Below are 18,139 nucleotides of genomic sequence, written 5' to 3' on the forward strand. Positions count from 1 at the left end.
TCCATTCCTATCTATGATGCTTGCTCAAGAGTAGCGTGAGGGCAGTAAATCTTGCATATCACTCCCCCCGCGCCTTTGATGGCGTTCACACCGTTTTCGATGTTCTTGCGCGTGTTCAGACGTGCTTCTTCGGCGGTTTCGCTTTCCAATGCGATCGGTGGAGCGCCATGCCCGTCCGGAATGCTCAGCATAGTCCAGCGATCAGGGTTAATGCGGCAATGTACGACACACTCACACCGACTACGGCGATGTCATGTTTGGCGATTCGCATGATTCGCCAATGCGTGCGCATGATGCCTTCCTCGTAGCATCGTGCGTCGAGTGCGAGGCTGAGATTATCGGCATGGCGTATCGCTCCTGCGAATACCGGAATGATAATGGCGGTTATCGCTTTGATCCGCTGTACGAATGTTCCTGTTTCAATGCTGCCGCCTCGGGCTGATTGCGCATCCACAATGGCTTTCGCTTCGCTTCCTAACGTGGGCAGGAACCGCAATGCGAGGCTCATCACCAACGCGATCTCCTGCGCATGTATGCCGAATTTTGTGAAAGGTTTGAGCAACGCTTCGAATGCGTCGGTAATGGCTGTGGGAGTAGTCGTGGCAAGGAATACCGCTCCGACGATAATGACCGCAGCGAATCTGCAGGCGTACAGTATAGCGATACGCACACCGTCGTCGGTGATTGGAATCGGTCCGATGCTCGTAAGAACATTGCCGGATCGTACGAAGAACACATTGAGCAGTCCGCAGAACACGAACAATGCAAGGAACATGTGAATCGATTTGAACAGTTGTTTCACGCCGATGCCCGATGTCGCAACGATCATGCCGGTCAACAGTGCGGCCACCAGTAACTGCCAGAAGGAGCGGATGGCGAATGCGGAGAACATGACCGCCAACGCACCCACCATCTTCACGCGCGGGTCAAGCCGTTCCATAAAACTGCGGTTTTCACGGACGTCTCCCTTTGCACGTCCGGAGCCAAGCGTGTGCAGATTCTTCGAACCTACCGTTTCGGAAGTGACATTGGTTCCGATATCTCGAGTAAGGTCATTACCGTTTTGTCTGCGATCAAGCGCGATCACCCGATCGGCGAGCACGTCGATTTCCGTTTGCGAATGGGAAATGATGAGTATGGTGATGCCTTGTGCGTGGAGGGTTTGGATGAGATTGTGCACGCGGGTTGTGGCTGCCTCGTCAAGTCCTGCGGTCGGCTCGTCCATAATAAGGATCTGCGGTTGGCATGCGATGATGCCCGCTATGGCGGCAAGTCGTTGTTGTCCGCCGGAAAGGTCGAATGGCGAACGATCGGCAAGATGTTCGATATGCAGCAGCGTCATGGCTTGATTGACACGTTCGGATACCTGCGTTTCGTCAAGATGTTGGTTACGTGGCCCGTAAGCGATATCCTCGGCTACGGTTTCGGCGAAAAGCTGACGTTCGGGATGTTGCATGACGTAGCCGATGGTGGCGCGCAGTTTCTCGCGGTCCGCACGTTTGAGCAACTGCATATTGCCGTTGGTGCGTTGGCGTGCGACGGGAATGGTATCGATGGTGATGTTGCCGGATTGTGGCTGGTCCAGCGCGCAGAGAAGACGCGCGAGGGTGGTTTTGCCTGCACCGTTATGCCCTGTGATGGCCACGGTTTCGCCCTCATTGATGGTCATGGAAAGCTTATCGAGCGCAGGCTTGTTGCTGTTTGGATATTGGTATATCAGATTACGGATTTCAATGATTGGTACAGCTGATATTGGCTTCGATGCGCCATTTGCGATATTGGATTTGGCAGTTGGGTTGTCTTCTTGCGCCGTGTCTGATTCGTCCATTTCCGGAATACTTGCAGTGTTACCGCGAGCGCTTTGCACGATACGCCCGTTATCCAGGCGAATGATGCGGTCGGCATTGGCGAATTCGTCACGATGGTGGGTGACGAGAATGATGGTTGTGCCGTGCTGCTGCAATTCGTCAAGAATATGCATGATGTCGGCACGGCCTTGCGGATCGAGCATGGCGGTAGGCTCGTCGAGCACGAGGATTTCGGGATTCATGGCAAGCATGCCGGCGATGGCGACGCGCTGCTGTTGGCCTCCGCTCATTCGCGTGGGATCGGCTTCTCGTTGTCCGTTCATGTCGACTGCATCAAGTGACATGGCGATGCGCAGGTCGATATCATCATGCGCAATGGCGAGGTTTTCCGGACCGAAGGCAACATCATCCTCGGTAATGGTGGTAACGATCTGATCTTCCGGATGTTGGAAAACTGCCCCGATACCATGGCGGGCGCTGCGGTAAGCGTCAGCATGCGCGCCGGTTTCATCGAATACGTTGTTTCCCAACAGCGTGGCGTGTCCGGCATCGGGTGCGGCAAGCCCTGCGATGATGCGTGAAAGTGTGGATTTGCCCGATCCGTTTGGTCCTGCCAAGCATACACGTTCGCCTTGGCGGATGGTCAGGTTCACGCCGTCGAGCGCCCAAGTCGCGCCGGAGTCATATGTGAAACGAATATCACGTAATTCGACCGCAATGGTATTCATGTCGCTGTCAGGGTTCATGAAATCGTCTTTCATAAAAGGAAGGAACCTTCCATACGTCGAAAGGTTCCTTCGTATTCATCAATATGCGGAATCGATATGGTGAACGAGGCTCAGCGGTTCAACAGGTTGGAGATCGGCTTGTAGATCAGGAAGGTGACCACGCCATGGATGGTGAATTTCAACGCGTTGAACGGCAGAAGCGCCGGCACGATCAATGCCACGACCTGTGCGGTGGTCATGTGCGCGTAGAACGGTGTGACGATCATATTGCCCACAATCGCCACCGCCAAGGCCGCGATCGCACCGACGATGATGCCGATGACCGCGCCTTTGCGGGTCTTGTTCCTGCGGTAGATCAGTGCTGCCGGCACGGATAATGCCAAAGCCACGAGCACGGCCATAAGCGTGCCCCATGGGTTGGTAAACAGGTGCGGCAGGAAACCAAGCACGCTGACGATTACCGCCGCCGCTGGCCCGTAGGCGAAACCTGCCACCAGGCTGACAATGCCGGATGGATCATATTTCAGCCATTCCACGCCTGGCACAATGGGAAATTCCACAAAGCTGACGGCCATCGACAGCGCTACGAACAGCGCATACATGGCGATGCGTTTGGTGGACCAGCGTCCAGAGTCGGCCACGCCTGTGGAATGCGCGTTGTCGGGGCGCGTCATGCTTTCGCTGGCGATTTCGGCGTCGTTGTTTTGGGTATTGTTTGGTGAGGATACACTCATGTTGAGCCCCGTTTCTTCCATCCGGACTTTGACCGTTGGCTCCGGATTCTCACCGGATCAGCCGCTTTCGCGGGTCGCGGGCTTCGGCATGGGACCGTTATGAACGTCAGTCGTACCGTTACCGCCAGTAAGGATTTTCACCTTCCCTGAAACTTGCACGACAATATATACGCCCACCATGCGATATTCGCAACCTGTGTTCCGTTTTTATCTTGCGATTTGGAACGCAGGATTCCTCCGACAGCACGTCACGACAACAGGCCGAGCAAGTCGTCTTTGCTGAGTGTGCCGACGCCTCCGGATGCGGTGCCGTCGGTGAACTGCTGGGCGAGTTCGCTTTTCTTTTCCTGAAGTTTGAGGATGCGTTCCTCGATGGTGTCTTTGGCTACGATTTGGTACACGTTCACATCCTGCGTCTGGCCGATACGATGCGCACGGTCGGTGGCCTGGTTCTGCGCGGCGGCGTTCCACCATGGGTCGGCGTGCACCACTACGGATGCGCCCACAAGGTTCAGTCCCGTGTTGCCCGCCTTGAGCGAGATGAGAAATACGGGAACATCGTTGCCGTTGAATTCGTCCACCAGTTCCACACGGCGTTTCTTCGGTGTCTCGCCGGTGATGGTGTAGAAGTCCACGCCATGTTCAGCCAAACGTGTACCAATCAGGTCAAGAAATGAAGTGAACTGCGAGAATACAAGCACTTTCTTGCCTTCGTCCATGCACGTGGATACGAGTTCGCAAATGGCGTCAAGTTTGGCGGAAGCGTTTTTCGCATCCGCATAGACGAGTCTCGAATCGCAGCAGATTTCGCGTAGCAACGTGAATTCGGCAAGAATACGGATTTTCTTGGTATTGAAATCGGCATCCTCGGTTTTGGTAAGGGTGGCACGCAACCGTTGCTCATGTGCCGCATAGAGTTTGCGCTGTTCGCCTTCCAATTTGACGGTGAGCACGTTTTCGAACTTGTCAGGCAAATCGGTAAGCACGTCTTTTTTCAGACGTCGTTTAATGAACAGTCCAATCAAAGCCTGCAGTTTGTCAGCCATGACGGAATGTTCCGGACCGGGTGCCATGATCGGCTGTTCGTATTTTTCTCGGAACTTCGTGTAGGTTCCGAGCAATCCGGGCATGAGGAAGTCGAATATGCTCCACAGTTCGCTCAACCGGTTTTCGATGGGCGTTCCGGTTAACGCGAACCGGTGTTCGGCGGTGATTTGCTTGACGGCTTTGGCTAGTTTGGTGGCATGGTTTTTGATGTATTGAGCTTCGTCAAGTGCCATTAATGCGAATCGGCAGTCGGCATAATCATCCACATCTCGACGCAGCAAATCATAAGAGGTGATCACCACATCGGTTTGCTGCGTTTCATTGGTTTCAGTCGAATTGTTCCATTGCTGCGCCACGGTTGCGATGAGTTTGCGCCGTTGTGCCTTCGTGCCTGCTACGACTTCGATGGTAAGATCCTGCGTGAATTTTTCGCATTCGGCAGCCCAGTTGTATACCAAGGATGCCGGGCAGACAATCAACGCTGGGCCGCCCCCCTTGCGAGCTTCCACCAGTGACAGCAGTTGCACGGATTTACCCAAACCCATTTCGTCGGCGAGAATGCCACCGAAGCCTTTGTCCCACAAGGTGGAAAGCCATTGGAAGCCTTCCACTTGGTATGGGCGCAGTACGTTTTTGAGCTTGCTGGGCACTTCGTATCGTTTCGGGTCGATGATTTTCACATCGTTGACATAGTCGACGAACGATTCGCTTTTGCCGTCATCATCAACTTGAGCATCCAAGAGGAACGCCTGATATCCGGGAATGGTGATTCTTCCGGAATCAATCTGTTTCTCATTAAGGTCAAGATCTGTGGCAATCTGATCAAGTTCATGCAGATCGGCTTTCTTCAGATCAACGAATGTACCGTCCCTGAAGCGATGGTAGCGGCGGTTCCTGCGGTAGGAATTCAGCAACGCACCGACCTCGTTCATCGGCACTTCGTTGGCTATCGGCGAAATCTCAACCAAATTCGAGTCGATGGACAGTCCGACCTTCACTGTAGGGCTGCTTGGCATCATCATGCCGTCGAACGCGGCTGTGGAGAACACCTGTCCGACCGAGCGCAAGATATCCACGCCTTCGGTGAGCAAGAGCAGAATCGTCTGTTCGTCTTCCTCGCGAACCCGCGCCACGTCAATGGAACTCCATGTCGGGAAAAGCTGGCGAACCACCTGCACCGCGAATGATTCGCGAGCCGTATCTCGTTTGATGAGCGCCGCTTTCGACCGCGAATCCGGATTAATCACGCCTCGTAGTGCTTTAGCGGTCGGCACCAACTGGAACACGAAATCGCCGTATCGTGCCACAGCCTCACAGGTGATGCCTTGCAGATCACGGTCCAAGTAGAATTCGATCTGGCAGTCGACTCCCATCTGTTCGGCGACTTCCTGCGGAATATCGAAACCAATGCCCACTTCGGTAAGTTTTGGCAGTATTGTTCGTGCGAACATGGGCCAGTCGTTTTCCGCGATGAACACGCCATCGCTAACGTTCGACGCGCACAATGTCATCAACGCGTCCACTGCGGGGAGGATGCTGTCGGTGCAACGGAAGAGTCCGCTCACTGGCATCATATGGGAATCCGTCGGAGTGCCGTTATGTTCGGCACTCATGAGGTACACGCCCCGCTGCCCAACAATCCGATCCGTGATGGTACGGTTCGACGTGATACGCACGCCCGACGAAGCGCCTTCCTTCACATATTCGGCGATGAATCGAAATTGCGGATTGCCATCGAATATGGCGATAGTATGCGATCTGGACTCCCTTGGCGTGGCCACTTCGACATAGCCCGGAGCGGTGTCATCCGTATGGGCGAACTCATCCGGAGTGAGCTGCCGCGCCCTCTCACGCCCCTCATGCTTGGGAGCTTCCAGCGGCCCACGTGCTATCAGCACGTCTTCGATGTAGTCCTGTTGCGGTTCCGCTTCGAACAGGTTCAGCAGATCGCACAATTCCCCATCGGTAAGCATGATTTCACGTTCGATACGCACGTCTGGCGCGTAATAGTAGTTGTTCTGCAGCTGTGCAGCGACACGTGATCCAACAACACCTTGCAGGAATCGGAACAGCTGCAGCGAGAACGGTTCGAGCATGTCCGGAATGTGGGTGAACGAGAGTTTCTGCCCGTATGACACGTATGCCCCGTTGCGCATGTCGGCTATGAATTTGGAAATGTTTTTGATGATATAACTTGCGTCGCCGCAGCCGATTTTCAGCGTCAGGCTCCACAGCTCACGGTTCATAATCAGCGTGGGCTTCAGACATACGCTTCCCGGTTTCACCATGATGGAACCGCTCTTGCGTTTTATTTTCGCGGCCCCTTGCGTAATGGCGCCTCGTTGTTCGTCGGCGAGACGGCTTTTCGCGTCGACGATGCGCTTGAGCACGTCAAGCTGCGCGCTTTGACCGGTATTGTCATTCTTCGCATCCAGCGCACGCATGTAGTCGGAGAGGATAGGCGAAGTCACGCCACTTCGCTTGAATCCGCGGAACCGTTCGGGCTGGTCAAGAAACAGCAGCAGCATTGCGGCGACATGCTTGCACATGCCCGTATAGCGGCGTCCCCCAGCCGGCTCCGAAGCGAACTCGTCATCGTCCTGCACATGGCCGAACGTCGATCCTGAACCGAAATCATCATAATCGTCGACATAATCGTATTCATCGTCATCATCGTCGAAACTGCGATAATTTGGATTGTTGCGGTAGCTGGGCGAATATGCCGACGAATACGTGCCATAACCGTGCTGCGAACCGTTGAACGCCGGGCAGGAGCAATACCTGGCCAAGAAAAGCTCATCATGCAAATCAAGCGTGGCCTGCACTTCGTATCGGCTGGACGGTGAGGTGGTGCCCCGCATATTGGCATGCAGGGTGATGCGATCGGAATCGGAGTCGTTCAGGCAATGCAGATCCGACATTTTCGCACACCACTGGTTGGCGATTCCACGGGCACGCTGCAATACAGGCTGACTGCATTCGCTGCGTAGTTCGTCGGAAAGCCATGACAAAGTATCCGCCAACTGAACCCCAATCGTTCGCACATTTGTTCTTATGAAAGAGTATCAGCACAGCGGAACAGGAAAGCCGTGGCTGCAATCCCAGCCACGGCTTCGCTCCATACAGGTTATATCAGCGGCAACGCTTGGTGAGCGGCTGCCATGGATCGAGTTCCACCGGTTCGGATTCCAACAGCGCGCGAGTGGCGTCGTCGAGGTATTCCCTGCGGATGATAATCTCGGTCACATAGCGGTCGAACCATGCGTCGGAGGCCACGTAGTAGCCGTCCTCGCCGTTGTCCTTGCCCCAGCTGTTCTCCACCTTCCAGCGGTTCGGCTTGCCTTGTTCATCAAGGTTTACGCCGGTAATGGTCATGGCATGGTTGCTCGGGCTGTCACCGTATTCGAGGCCGTGCGCCTTGTCGAAATCGAAATCGGTGCCGAACAGCTGGTCCACGCGCACGCTGTCGCAGTCGAAATAGCCGGCCGCGCGTAGCGAGAATTGGGTGCAGTCGCAGGCGAACCAGATCGGATGGCCGGCGCTGATCTGGTTGACGGCGGCCTTCTTGAACACGTCGAGCGGCACGTTGACGAATTCCATATCCTCCGCTTCGGCGACATTGGCGGTGTAGCGAATGCGGTAGCGCTTGTTGAACGGGCGGGATTTCATCGGCACGTTGCACAGCGTCACCAGATCATCGACGTCCACCGGCACGTATTTCCTGTAGAATTCCATCGGCGTGATGCCGGTCTCACGGATCTGCCTGCGCTCGTCCTTGCCGGTCTTTGGATTGTCGGACTTTCCTTCGTCGGCTTTCTTGTCGTTTTTCTTGTCATCGTCGCTCACGCGAGCCAGGAAGTCGAACCTCTCCGGCGGCTCACCAAGCGAGATGGCGCACATGCGGTACACGGTGGACATGTCGTCTTCCTTGACCGACCGCAACTCTTCAATCGAAGCTCCAGCGGCATGGCGTCCGCGCAAATCCGCCGCGAACTGACGCAGCCTGCTGTTGAGATACTGTTTGAATGCGTCGGAATCCTTGGAATTGGCGGATTCCGGATATGCGTTCTTCGGCACAAGACCGTACTTGTCAACAAGGGCGGCGAACATCTGCCACCAACCGCCATCGTCGGCCGGACCATAGTTGATCTCCTGGAACAGGCGGCTGTCGGTCGGCTCGTCGAGCGTGGAAAGCACGTTCTCAAGATATGCGTTGGATTTCTCCATCGCATCCCAGAAGAACAGGTAGGTTTCGGAGAATTCGAAATCGTCAAGTCCCCATTTGTGCATGAGCTCATAACGCAGGGCGTTGAGGGACGCGAACATCCAGCAGCGGCCCGATCTACGTTGGTTGGTGATGGAGCCCTGCTTCAGTTCTATGGAGAAGTCGCGCGGCAGCGAGCGCTGACCCTTGTAATCAGTGGCAGCTTCGAGCACGCCCGCAGATACCGCCGCGTTGGCCGCCACGAGATTGGCGCGGTCTGCGTTGAAGTCCTTGGCGTATTGCATGAGACGTTCCGATTTGATTGCCTTGTTATTGTTTGTCATATCGCCGATATTCGCCGTATGCCTTGACAGAAAGGCACGTTTCAGCCCCCATTTCGTCCTGTCCCAATTCCATTTCGCTTATATGTGGCAGATTCAGCCACTTGCGGAAAACCATTTCGCTTATATGTGGCAGATTCAGCCACTTGCGGAAAACCATTTCGCTTATATGTGGCACTTTCTTCCACGCCAGCGCCTCCATACCCTCGGGAAAATACCCCCTTGTACGGTTTTCCCCAAAAGCATCTGCCACATATAAGCGAAATGACATCAGGCGGAATGGAGAATCTGCCACATATAAGTGATTTGACTTCGATTTGCGGGTACGCTGATAGCGTGTGAGAGTTTGGAGATGAGGAGCATATCATGCGTCGTCACAATTCGATGATGTCCGTATTGTCCGGATTGCTGGCCGTGGGGTTGGTTGTCGGCTTATCGGCTGGATCCGCGTTGGCCGTGGAACCGACCGATAATACCGGTGCCGGACAGAGCGCCACTCAAGCGCTGGATTCGTTGGAGGTCAAAGGCCGCGCCCCGAAGACAGGGTATAAGCGCACGCAATTCGGCAAGGCATGGGCCGATGTGGATCACAACGGTTGCGATACGCGTAACGACATCCTCAACCGTGATCTGACTGACGTGAAGCATAAGGTGCGTACGCACGATTGCGTGGTGGAATCCGGCCAACTGCATGATCCGTATACCGGCAAGGATATCGCATTCAAGAAGGGATGGAAGACCTCCACAGCGGTACAGATCGACCATGTGGTGGCGTTGAGCGACGCATGGCAGAAGGGCGCGCAGAAACTCAGCCAGACGAAGCGTACCGAACTGGCGAATGATCCGTATAATCTGCTGGCGGTACAGGGAAAGGCCAACCAGAAGAAGTCGGATGGCGATGCGGCCACGTGGTTGCCGTCCAACAAAAGTTTCCGTTGCGAATATGTGGCACGTCAGATTGGTGTGAAGCACAAATATTCGCTGTGGATCACGCAGGCCGAGAAAGAGGCCATATCCAAGGTATTGTCCTCCTGCCCGACGCAGACCGTGCCCGATTACACGGGAGTCAAGGATTCTACAGTCGAGAAGACCACCGAATCCGAGCAGACAGAACAGACGCAGACCGAACAGCAGACCGAACAATCAGCTGAGCAGGCCCAGCAGAATCAGCAAACGACACAGGCACCTGCACCCGAACCCGCTCCGGCTCCAGCTCCCGCGCCCCAGCCAGCGCCACAGCAGGACGTCTACTACCAGAACTGCACCGCGGCACGAGCCGCTGGCGCCGCACCTATCTACCAGGGTCAGCCGGGCTACCGTTCACAACTGGACCGCGATCATGACGGAGTCGCCTGCGAATAAATCCAATACAGTGTCTCCACCTTTCCGGTTGCGAGACGTATGGTGGTGAGACATAGAAAAAGCGCCAGGTTATTCATCTGGCGCTTTTCCTATGTCTCAGCATTTTCCGTATTTCCGCGGTGCAGGCATGAGAACCGCTATAACCTGCGCAGCTGCGCGATATCATCGCGCAGCTGGTTGACAGTGTCCGTCAGTTCCCGCACATTGTGGCGCAACCGTTCCGTTTCCGATTCTGCCTCATCCGCACGCTTGTCGGTCTCGTCACGAACACGGTCGACGATCCATGAAGCCAGCGTCGCAGTGACGATGCCAATCAGGGCAACGCCGGTTATCATCAGTCCGATGGCGATGCATCTTCCCTGCCATGTCACCGGGGACAAATCGCCATAGCCGACAGTGGTGACGGTCACGAACGACCACCATATCGCTTCACCGAAATCGGTGATGGAAGCGCCTGGAACCCCACGTTCCACATCCAATTCGGCAAGGGCGCCGATATACATCAGTAGTGTCACGCTGCAGCATGTGTACAGTGTGATGCGCCCACGCACCGCCATGCCACCGGTACGATTGAGCACGTTGAGCACTGCCACCAGACGCAGCAGTCTCAATGGTCTGAAGACGGGCAATGCGATGGACACCAGCATCAGCAGATTGTCTTTGAACCAAGTTTTCTTGTCTTTCGCCAGCAGGATCGAAACGACGCAGTCGACGATGAACGCCATCCAGATGATGTTGATCACCATTTCACACAACAGGATATGCGTCCTCGCCAGCACTTCCCACGAATACGCGAGCAGGAACACCAATGCCAATGCCGTCATGAACCATTCCGTCGCACGACACCATTTGTTCAGTGTCATACCTTCTCCTTTCTCCCCGCACGCGTGGCCGTCAGCCTTTGAGGGGCATGCGATTGTCGAGCGACTGCCCGTTGGCGTAGCAGCGTACATTGCCCAATGCGATGGTGATGATGCGGCGCTCGGTGATCTCAAGATGGTTGCCGCCCGCCACGTGTGGCGTGATGAGGCATTTCGGCTCGCGCCACAGCGGCGAGTCGGCCGGCAGCGGCTCCGGTTCGGTCACATCGAGCGCGGCACCACGGATTCGTCCTTCCGCGAGCGCGTCGGCAAGTGCCTGGCTTTCAATGGCGTTGCCGCGGCCCGCGTTGATGATGATGGAGTCAGGTTTGAGAGATGCGATGCGTTCCGCATTGAGCAGATGGCGCGTTGCCGGAGTGGATGGTATGCACATGGCGATCACATCGGCGTATTGCAGAACGTCGTCGAGGGAATCGAAACCGACCATATGATCGATGCCCGGCGCTTCGACGGCGGGATTACGGCGAATGCCGATGGTTGTCATTCCGACGTTTTTGCAGAGTCGTGCGAAGTGTGATCCGATGTCGCCGGTTCCGATGATAAGCGCCGTTTTTCCGTTGGGGCTGATGGCGCGGCCCGCGTCCTGCCACATGGCGTTCGGGTTGCTTGCCGCGTAGATGTGCAGGTTCTTCATGATGGTCCACATCATGGCGAACATGTGTTCGGAGACGCTTTGTCCGTAGGCTCCGGTGGCATTGGTAAGCATGGATCCGGGTTGTAGGATGCCGGGTCGCTGGTATTTGTCGACTCCGGCACTCCAAGTTTGCAACCATTCGAGTTTGGGGCATTGCGCGCATTCCTCGGGCGCGATGTTGCCGATGACCGCGGTGGCTTTGGCTTTGAGGTTCTCCGGTACTGCGGCGGTCCAGCTCATGCTTCCCCGTTGGGTCGAATCGCCGACGAATTCCTGTGGTATGTCTTTCGCGGCACGTATGAATTGCGCACGTTCGGATTCGGTCAACGGCAGGCAGTTGACGATCAGTTTGCGGTCGTTCCATATTCCCATGCGTTTTACCCTATGGCAATCGTCGGATATAGGGTTTCACGTTGGGTTCTGGGTCAGACTCCGAGTTCGTCGGTGTCAAGGATGATGGTGACCGGACCGTCGTTGGCGAGCAGCACGCGCATGTGGGAGCCGAATCGTCCTTCTTTTACTTCGAGTCCTTGTGCGCGCAGGGCGTCGTTGAATCCGTGCCATGCTTGTTCGGCGTGCGCGGGCGCTCCGGCTTTCACGAAGCTTGGGCGGTTGCCTTTGCGCACGTCCGCGTATAGCGTGAATTGGGAGATGGACAGCACACTGCCGTTCACGTCGTGGATGGAACGGTTCATTTTGCCGTTCTCGTCTTCGAAGACGCGCAGGTTGGCGATTTTGCGGGCAAGCCAGTCGATTTGTTTCGCTCCATCCGTGTCTTCCACCCCGACGAGCAGCACATAGCCGATGCCTATATGCTGTGGTTCGAATGTGGTGTCGACTTCTCCGCTTGTCTCGTCGACTACGTCGACGGATCCTTCGCTGACCTTCTGCAATACGATGCGCATATTCCGTCCCGTTCTTTTCAGCCGGCGTAGTCGACGATGGCTTGCGTGACCTGTTTCAGGTAGTCGAGCGACGTCTACCAATCGTCCGGCACTTCGATGGAATGGTTGGCACCAGCGTACGTGCGCACATGGTCGGTGAGCAAATGCGCTTTGGCGTCATCGTAGTATGGGTCGGCGTCACCTGCGCAGATTAGCGGCATCGGGCTGCCGGCAGTTCCCGGCAGCGGCGCGGGAATGACCGACTTGTGCCTGTCGAATGGCGGCGGGTTGAGCACCGGGGTGAGCAGCACCACGCGCAATCCTAGTTTTGCGGAATGCGGATATGAGAGTGTGGAGAGCGATTTGGTGACAACCAGCAAATGCGGCTCCTCACCCGATTCGGCAGCATGTTCGAGCGCCGCCTTGCGCCATTCGTCGACCACGCGTTCCATGCAGGCGATCATTTCCGGAAACTCGACGCTTTCCGTCAGTTTCAGGTCGAGCCGGTCCACGAACCATCCGTTGGCCGCAAGCGCTTGCGCTGCCCAGTACAGCAGCGGTCGGTCTACGGTGTATCCAATGCCCGGCATGATGAGCACGTGCTTGCCGGTTTCGGTGTTCTTCACACGGTTCTTACCCCATGGTGTGACCGCCGGTGTGACGTTTTTCGTTGTTGGTTGCGTGCCGTTCTTGCCCATGCTGTGTTTGATTCGCCTTTTCGTGTGTTCCGTCCGTCTTGGCCGGTCGTTGTGGCCGGCGTCGTTTCCCATATTGCATGCTAGGCGGCGCCGGCTACAATCGTTTCCGTCAGTTCACCATGCATTGGTTGCCGAACTACGGACCGACCTATTACGCCGCTTTCGTGCACGATCCGGAAGGCAACAACATCGAGGCCATGCTCGCCTGAGTGTCCGACAGCTCAACAGCGACAAAACCAGATCCCGCCATACGTAATGTTCTCATGGCAGGACCTGTCATATTCCCAGAGAATCAAACATCTCAGCAGCCGTGTGGAAACGCGGGCCGTTCTCCGCTGAATATTCATGGACTTCCCGCAAGGCAGAAAACGTATCAGTAGGAACGGCGCTCTGTTGAGGAAGGTCTAATGAAAGTCGGAACTCGTACGTGTCTGGATTGGAACACATGTGATCCCCCCCTAGCCCTGGTTACTTGAACAAGTCGAACAGGCTGAACGTGGTCTTCTTGTAGACGGTGTTGTACAGCTTGCGCTTGGGATGCAGCCATCCCATGCCCTTCTTGCCGTAGCCGGGGATCAACGCTTTCTTGACCGCGCGGGTGGCACGGCCTTTCGTGCGCGCGGACAGGCTCTTCTTCCAGCTGGGTTTCCTCATCCCGTATTTCATGACGGCCTCTTTTCGGATGACTACGTTCATTGTATGAAGCATTGAACGCACAGCAGTCGAAACGACCAAAACATCAGCCGAGCAGCTCATACACATTGCGCATGGCGAGCAGCCCGTCCGTCATCCACCGGTAGGCTTCCGTCATGTCACCGGAGAAATCCACATCACGGCGCATCCAAAGGCATCGGTTCTTCTTGTCGGCATCCGGTTCGTCCCACATCACCTCGCCCAGATTTGCCAGTATCCGTTCAACGGAATCCCTCATAGTGTAGAGCTTCGTGTACTGGAACGTGTCGGTGAAGTACAGATCAACCGCAATATAGCCGCCTCGAATATTCAACGCCCCATCCGGGTGACAGAAACCCAAGCCCACACCGAAACTCGTCCACGTGTCGCTGTTCGTCTTGCGGCCGGACGGATCGCCATACACGTCGACAAAGTCGAGTCGCGTTGCGGCATATTCGTACAGGCCGTTCCAGAAGCTGCGCCGCAGCGAGATATTGCCGCTGACTTGCCGCAGTTCGTCTAAGGTTCTGCCGTCCGCAACTTTCCACACTATCCAACCGTTGATCTGCTTATTCTCGCCGGTTTCGAGCATTCTGGCGCGGCGGAATGCGCCGGATGGGCTGTCGAATATCTCGCCATTGGACAGGCGGATGCGGTGGTCTTCGGTTACGGTTGCCGTGGCGGTTATGCCGGCATACCGGCTTTCCAGTGCGGCTCCAGCTGCAAGAATGCCCCACTTGCATAGATCAGCGACATCAACGGCATTCTGTTCGCGTTCCCCCCTGGTTCACGTTCCGATTGCGCAGAGTCTGCATAACTCCATTCCCCGCTGTGGGGCGTGCCCACACCTGCAATGCGAGATCGGCAAGTCGGGTGCCTCGCTGCGCGATTGCCTGTTCGTTCCATTGCGAAGCATCGTGCAGTTCTGCGGAAATGGATAGGTATTCGCTATCGTATCCGCCGATTGCGCGGTTTTTCTTCTGTTCGAATGTTCCGTCGGAAAGCTCCGAGTTGTATGCGGTCAATGTCAGATTGCCCAAACTGTTCACCAGCAGTGTGAATCGGTCGGGGTCGGCGAGCATATTGCGCCATTCGGCATGTGCCATGGCGTTCTGCGGCATGATGTGTTCGATGGTGTATTCGCTGAAGGATCGCGGATCCTTGGGGTGGTTGTGGTTTTCCAATCCGGCAAGCAGATATTTGCACCGCGGAGCCGGGCGGTACAGATCCTCGCCGAGCAGCGCCTGCCTAAATTGTTCGTCTGTGGGCATGCGCGTGGCTTTGGCAGTTTCGGTGAGCAGCAGCGCGGCGAAGGTTTCGGCTAAATCATCTTCAGCCGAATCAAGTCTGACGATCAGCGACGGAACGAGCTTGTTCAATCCGTTGCTGGATACCGAGCAGACCATTCTGCGGAACAGATACGATTCAAGATCCGCGAGCATACGCAGCAATCCGTCGCGGTTTGTGCAATGGTGCTTCCACGCCGCGAACATGTACATAACCAACGGGTCCGTAACCGTGCTATCCAGTTTTTGAATCAGGTCGAGATGTTGGTCCACATTCATGTCGCCACTGCCAGCGGCGACAACGCCTTTGATAGCAGCATAGTACTTGGCGTATTCCAGCATGTTCTCGAGAAGATTTCGCACGCGTTCCATGCGTAACAAGGAACTGTCGGCCGCAAAACGTTTGAATTCCGCATACATGGCGCGACCTTTGGTTACGGGCTTTTTCAATGTGACGACCATCCAGTCGTGCAGGAACGCATCGAATGAGAGGTTGCCGAGAACACGTTCCATGGGCAGCCAGTAGTCGGCGTATAGGGTGTTCTGCTCGGCCATGGGGCACCCCATGAGCATGTAGTTGCGTACCAGGTCGGAAGTCTCCAGATCAAGCCCGGTGGAATTCATTGATTCGAATACCAGTTGCGGTTCGTCACGCTCTTGATCCAAGGTGACGGACACGACTTCGAGACGCTGCAAACCGTTCCACACCACGTTCGCATCATCGATTGCGGCGACCAGCGAACGGAACAGATCAAGATTGGCTTCCAGCCGGGAACCCGTATTGGCATGGTTCGGCCGATCAGGGGCGACCACATGGTCGCACATGCTGTGCAGCACTTCCCTATCGTCGCCGGAAAGCGTCAGCTTGTAGCGGCCTTCGCCGGTTGCGTACTTGTCGACCAGATAGCCACGGTCGATGAGCATGTCTGCGGAGAATCGCAGTTTCTCAGGGTGTTCGCGGGCGTATTCGGCCAGTGCGATAAGCAGCAGGGTCACCGAGGTGAGGCGCTGCTGGCCGTCGATGAGCAGACACCGGCTGACGCCGTCCGGGCCGATGCCGCCTTCCTGCATCCATACGATCGACCCGGTGAAATGGGTTCTGTCAGGATACCTGCCAGCCGTTACGATGTCGGCCCACAATTGCCGGCACTGCGCCTCGCCCCATGAGTATCTGCGCTGATACACCGGCACCACGAACCGAAGCGAACCGGTGAATAAGTCCAGCAGAATTTTCTTGCCAGCGTCCATGGTGCTTTCCCCTCTCTTAAATGATTACTTGCTCGAAAAGAGTTTTACTGGACTTTTTATTGGCCACAGTTGCCATCACCACACTATAAAGCTTTGGATACTTCAATTAGTTGTATCTGTCCAATTAGATGCACTTCTCTCCAAAGCAAGAAGCCTGACTTGATGTCCGTAGAAGCATGCTACAAAGCAGCTTCCGACTCGACACACTACCATGCAATAAACCGACTAACTCTCTTACCAATTTCATCAGAAGAGACACGTTCCTTCAACGTATTCCCATCAGCACCTAATTGCAGACCTACCCACATTCGCGCAATGACCAATGACTCCATAGTCACGTCATACATTGTTTGAAAATCCACACCTTCCGCATCGCCATGCTTATTCCCAACGAATGCCTTTCTCATGTCCCTTTTCCAATCTTCTTTATTAGTAAATGGAAAGACACCACCTAATTCCTCTTGTACAGCCTCAAGCATTTGGTAAAAACCGGCAGATTGCATTTCACCGGTTTTGGAATTCCGTTTCATACGCTTTATCTGGTTCTTTGTCTTTACGACATACCATCCAATGCAGTCAAGCATGGTCCCCGTCAGCATATTCAACGTTTCAAGGGCAAGATGTTCCTGTTCCTTCGCCACGTAGGCAAGAAGAGTCATTCCTTGTTGACATCTATCTACTAGTTCAAGCCATTTCCGAATTCCTTCTTCACGGATGTCGGAAAAGCAAAAGAGATACTGAGACTCAGGATTCTCAAAATGGGAACGGTCGACTCGCGGCATATATGACAAAACAGGATGCCACATCTCTCTCTTTTCCCCATCTAATTCGTAGAAATCCTCGTCCCGAAGAACCTCCAAGTCAGCAAACGTTCTTGGAACCCAATCAGAAATAGTAAGCAGGTTCATCAACGAGCGATGATAAAACAAATGCCATGTCCAATCCCGCAATTCATCTGTCCTAGTTTCGATGAAGACCATTTGTCGAGCAGTAACCTCATCTCTCCTCAAAGAAGTCTTTACAGAGCAACCAGGCCGCAGCTTCAATCCCACTGACGCATCGACCACGATCTCATTGCGCGGTTCCGCAATCACTTCAGTTTTCTTTGAAGAACCGTCACCAAGAGAAAGCGAAAGTGAGGAAATTCCCGACCACGGTGACAAACCTGGAATGCCAGAACGCATCGCATGTATTTTTCCGAAATTCGTTTTACTATTCCCGAAAACTACGTATGTCGGAACGACAACTCCCGTCCCAGTTCCCGCAGATACAGAACCACTCACGCGACATCCCACAAGGGTATAAAACCTGCCATTCGATACTGTACGAATTATGTTCGGCAATTCCACTGGCTCAAGGGGCTTATCGTGGAGAACAACCATTCCACTCGATAAAAACCATTGCTGGTATTTGTCAAAATTGTCTCTGAATGGAACAGTGAGTTCGAAGCGTTTCCCTGTATCACGCAACATGGCTGCTACTTCTGCACAATTGCTATCAGGTTTTAATAGCCATGCAATAATCGGTTCCGTCAAATCTAATTTCTTGTCCATTTTGGTCTTCCTCTTCGCGCTGATTACTCACTCATGAACAATCGTATATACTCACACGA

At 54.8% G+C, this 18,139-nt stretch carries 15 protein-coding genes, 1 pseudogene and 1 riboswitch; of the genes and pseudogenes, 2 read left to right on the forward strand and 14 right to left on the reverse strand.

Features of this window, described 5'->3' with window-relative positions; all coding sequences use genetic code 11:
• Window positions 1–11: 11 nt before the first annotated feature.
• The 6 genes from BBKW_RS06100 to BBKW_RS06125 all read right to left on the reverse strand — a co-directional run bounded on the left by BBKW_RS06100 (window position 12) and on the right by BBKW_RS06125 (window position 9,157).
• Window positions 12–191, reverse strand: a complete 180-nt coding sequence (locus BBKW_RS06100) for a hypothetical protein (protein WP_033501016.1) — start codon at window positions 189–191, stop codon at window positions 12–14.
• Window positions 185–2,569, reverse strand: coding sequence for an energy-coupling factor transporter ATPase (locus BBKW_RS06105; RefSeq protein ID WP_128832387.1), 2,385 nt, complete (start codon window positions 2,567–2,569; stop codon window positions 185–187). The genes BBKW_RS06100 and BBKW_RS06105 overlap by 7 nt, the downstream gene beginning before the upstream one ends.
• 77 nt (window positions 2,570–2,646) lie before the next feature.
• Complete coding sequence (locus tag BBKW_RS06110; RefSeq protein ID WP_148307230.1) at window positions 2,647–3,291, reverse strand: ECF transporter S component; 645 nt, start codon at window positions 3,289–3,291, stop codon at window positions 2,647–2,649.
• A riboswitch (FMN riboswitch) is annotated at window positions 3,276–3,428 on the reverse strand. It overlaps the preceding gene by 16 nt.
• Window positions 3,429–3,518: 90 nt before the next feature.
• The gene (locus BBKW_RS06115) at window positions 3,519–7,238 is read right to left on the reverse strand and encodes a DEAD/DEAH box helicase (RefSeq protein WP_226671004.1); all 3,720 of its coding nucleotides are present in this window, start codon (window positions 7,236–7,238) and stop codon (window positions 3,519–3,521) included.
• 211 nt (window positions 7,239–7,449) lie between these two features.
• The gene (locus BBKW_RS06120; RefSeq protein WP_033501014.1) at window positions 7,450–8,865 is read right to left on the reverse strand and encodes a C1 family peptidase; all 1,416 of its coding nucleotides are present in this window, start codon (window positions 8,863–8,865) and stop codon (window positions 7,450–7,452) included.
• Window positions 8,852–9,157, reverse strand: a complete 306-nt coding sequence (locus BBKW_RS06125) for a hypothetical protein (protein ID WP_128832388.1) — start codon at window positions 9,155–9,157, stop codon at window positions 8,852–8,854. Before BBKW_RS06125 ends, BBKW_RS06120 begins: the two co-directional genes overlap by 14 nt.
• Window positions 9,158–9,246: 89 nt before the next feature.
• Here BBKW_RS06125 and BBKW_RS06130 point away from each other — a divergent pair, with 89 nt between their 5' ends.
• The gene (locus tag BBKW_RS06130; protein WP_033501103.1) at window positions 9,247–10,224 is read left to right on the forward strand and encodes a GmrSD restriction endonuclease domain-containing protein; all 978 of its coding nucleotides are present in this window, start codon (window positions 9,247–9,249) and stop codon (window positions 10,222–10,224) included.
• A 137-nt stretch (window positions 10,225–10,361) separates the two neighbouring features.
• Here the strand turns inward: BBKW_RS06130 and BBKW_RS06135 are convergent, their stop codons facing one another.
• The 4 genes from BBKW_RS06135 to BBKW_RS06150 all read right to left on the reverse strand — a co-directional run bounded on the left by BBKW_RS06135 (window position 10,362) and on the right by BBKW_RS06150 (window position 13,393).
• Window positions 10,362–11,087, reverse strand: a complete 726-nt coding sequence (locus tag BBKW_RS06135; RefSeq protein ID WP_033501012.1) for a potassium channel family protein — start codon at window positions 11,085–11,087, stop codon at window positions 10,362–10,364.
• Window positions 11,088–11,118: 31 nt separating this feature from the next.
• On the reverse strand, window positions 11,119–12,111 hold the full coding sequence (locus tag BBKW_RS06140; protein ID WP_033501011.1) for a D-2-hydroxyacid dehydrogenase: 993 nt from the start codon (window positions 12,109–12,111) through the stop codon (window positions 11,119–11,121).
• A gap of 53 nt (window positions 12,112–12,164) precedes the next feature.
• Window positions 12,165–12,644, reverse strand: a complete 480-nt coding sequence (gene dtd / locus BBKW_RS06145) for a D-aminoacyl-tRNA deacylase (RefSeq protein WP_033501010.1) — start codon at window positions 12,642–12,644, stop codon at window positions 12,165–12,167.
• Between the two features lie 74 nt (window positions 12,645–12,718).
• Window positions 12,719–13,393, reverse strand: coding sequence for an alpha/beta fold hydrolase (locus BBKW_RS06150; protein ID WP_048349520.1), 675 nt, complete (start codon window positions 13,391–13,393; stop codon window positions 12,719–12,721).
• Between the two features lie 59 nt (window positions 13,394–13,452).
• Between BBKW_RS06150 and BBKW_RS10850 the strand changes: the two are divergent.
• A pseudogene (locus BBKW_RS10850) lies at window positions 13,453–13,530 on the forward strand (RarD protein); the annotation flags it as partial.
• A 259-nt stretch (window positions 13,531–13,789) separates the two neighbouring features.
• On the opposite strand, the gene BBKW_RS06155 reads toward BBKW_RS10850, so the two are convergent.
• The 4 genes from BBKW_RS06155 to BBKW_RS06165 all read right to left on the reverse strand — a co-directional run bounded on the left by BBKW_RS06155 (window position 13,790) and on the right by BBKW_RS06165 (window position 18,080).
• Window positions 13,790–13,987 (reverse strand): hypothetical protein, encoded by a 198-nt coding sequence (locus tag BBKW_RS06155; protein ID WP_033501009.1) that lies wholly within the window; start codon window positions 13,985–13,987, stop codon window positions 13,790–13,792.
• Window positions 13,988–14,060: 73 nt separating this feature from the next.
• On the reverse strand, window positions 14,061–14,723 hold the full coding sequence (locus BBKW_RS10960; RefSeq protein WP_231858531.1) for a DUF4268 domain-containing protein: 663 nt from the start codon (window positions 14,721–14,723) through the stop codon (window positions 14,061–14,063).
• Window positions 14,724–14,748: 25 nt separating this feature from the next.
• The gene (locus BBKW_RS06160) at window positions 14,749–16,527 is read right to left on the reverse strand and encodes a DUF262 domain-containing protein (RefSeq protein ID WP_231858454.1); all 1,779 of its coding nucleotides are present in this window, start codon (window positions 16,525–16,527) and stop codon (window positions 14,749–14,751) included.
• Window positions 16,528–16,733: 206 nt separating this feature from the next.
• Entirely contained in the window at window positions 16,734–18,080 is a 1,347-nt protein-coding gene (locus BBKW_RS06165) for an ApeA N-terminal domain 1-containing protein (RefSeq protein ID WP_033501008.1), read from the reverse strand.
• Between the last annotated feature and the right edge of the window lie 59 nt (window positions 18,081–18,139).

It is taken from the genome of Bifidobacterium catenulatum subsp. kashiwanohense JCM 15439 = DSM 21854 (assembly GCF_001042615.1).
Lineage (GTDB): Bacteria > Actinomycetota > Actinomycetes > Actinomycetales > Bifidobacteriaceae > Bifidobacterium > Bifidobacterium catenulatum.

Coding starts and splice junctions, on each gene's coding strand:
- BBKW_RS06100 (WP_033501016.1), bottom strand. CDS start 191: ATGCTGAGCATTCCGGACGGGCATGGCGCTCCACCGATCGCATTGGAA.
- dtd (WP_033501010.1), bottom strand. CDS start 12,644: ATGCGCATCGTATTGCAGAAGGTCAGCGAAGGATCCGTCGACGTAGTC.
- BBKW_RS06150 (WP_048349520.1), bottom strand. CDS start 13,393: ATGGGAAACGACGCCGGCCACAACGACCGGCCAAGACGGACGGAACAC.
- BBKW_RS06160 (WP_231858454.1), bottom strand. CDS start 16,527: ATGGACGCTGGCAAGAAAATTCTGCTGGACTTATTCACCGGTTCGCTT.
- BBKW_RS06135 (WP_033501012.1), bottom strand. CDS start 11,087: ATGACACTGAACAAATGGTGTCGTGCGACGGAATGGTTCATGACGGCA.
- BBKW_RS06110 (WP_148307230.1), bottom strand. CDS start 3,291: ATGGAAGAAACGGGGCTCAACATGAGTGTATCCTCACCAAACAATACC.
- BBKW_RS06165 (WP_033501008.1), bottom strand. CDS start 18,080: ATGGACAAGAAATTAGATTTGACGGAACCGATTATTGCATGGCTATTA.
- BBKW_RS06115 (WP_226671004.1), bottom strand. CDS start 7,238: ATGTCGGATCTGCATTGCCTGAACGACTCCGATTCCGATCGCATCACC.
- BBKW_RS06140 (WP_033501011.1), bottom strand. CDS start 12,111: ATGGGAATATGGAACGACCGCAAACTGATCGTCAACTGCCTGCCGTTG.
- BBKW_RS06120 (WP_033501014.1), bottom strand. CDS start 8,865: ATGACAAACAATAACAAGGCAATCAAATCGGAACGTCTCATGCAATAC.
- BBKW_RS06155 (WP_033501009.1), bottom strand. CDS start 13,987: ATGAAATACGGGATGAGGAAACCCAGCTGGAAGAAGAGCCTGTCCGCG.
- BBKW_RS06130 (WP_033501103.1), top strand. CDS start 9,247: ATGATGTCCGTATTGTCCGGATTGCTGGCCGTGGGGTTGGTTGTCGGC.
- BBKW_RS06105 (WP_128832387.1), bottom strand. CDS start 2,569: ATGAAAGACGATTTCATGAACCCTGACAGCGACATGAATACCATTGCG.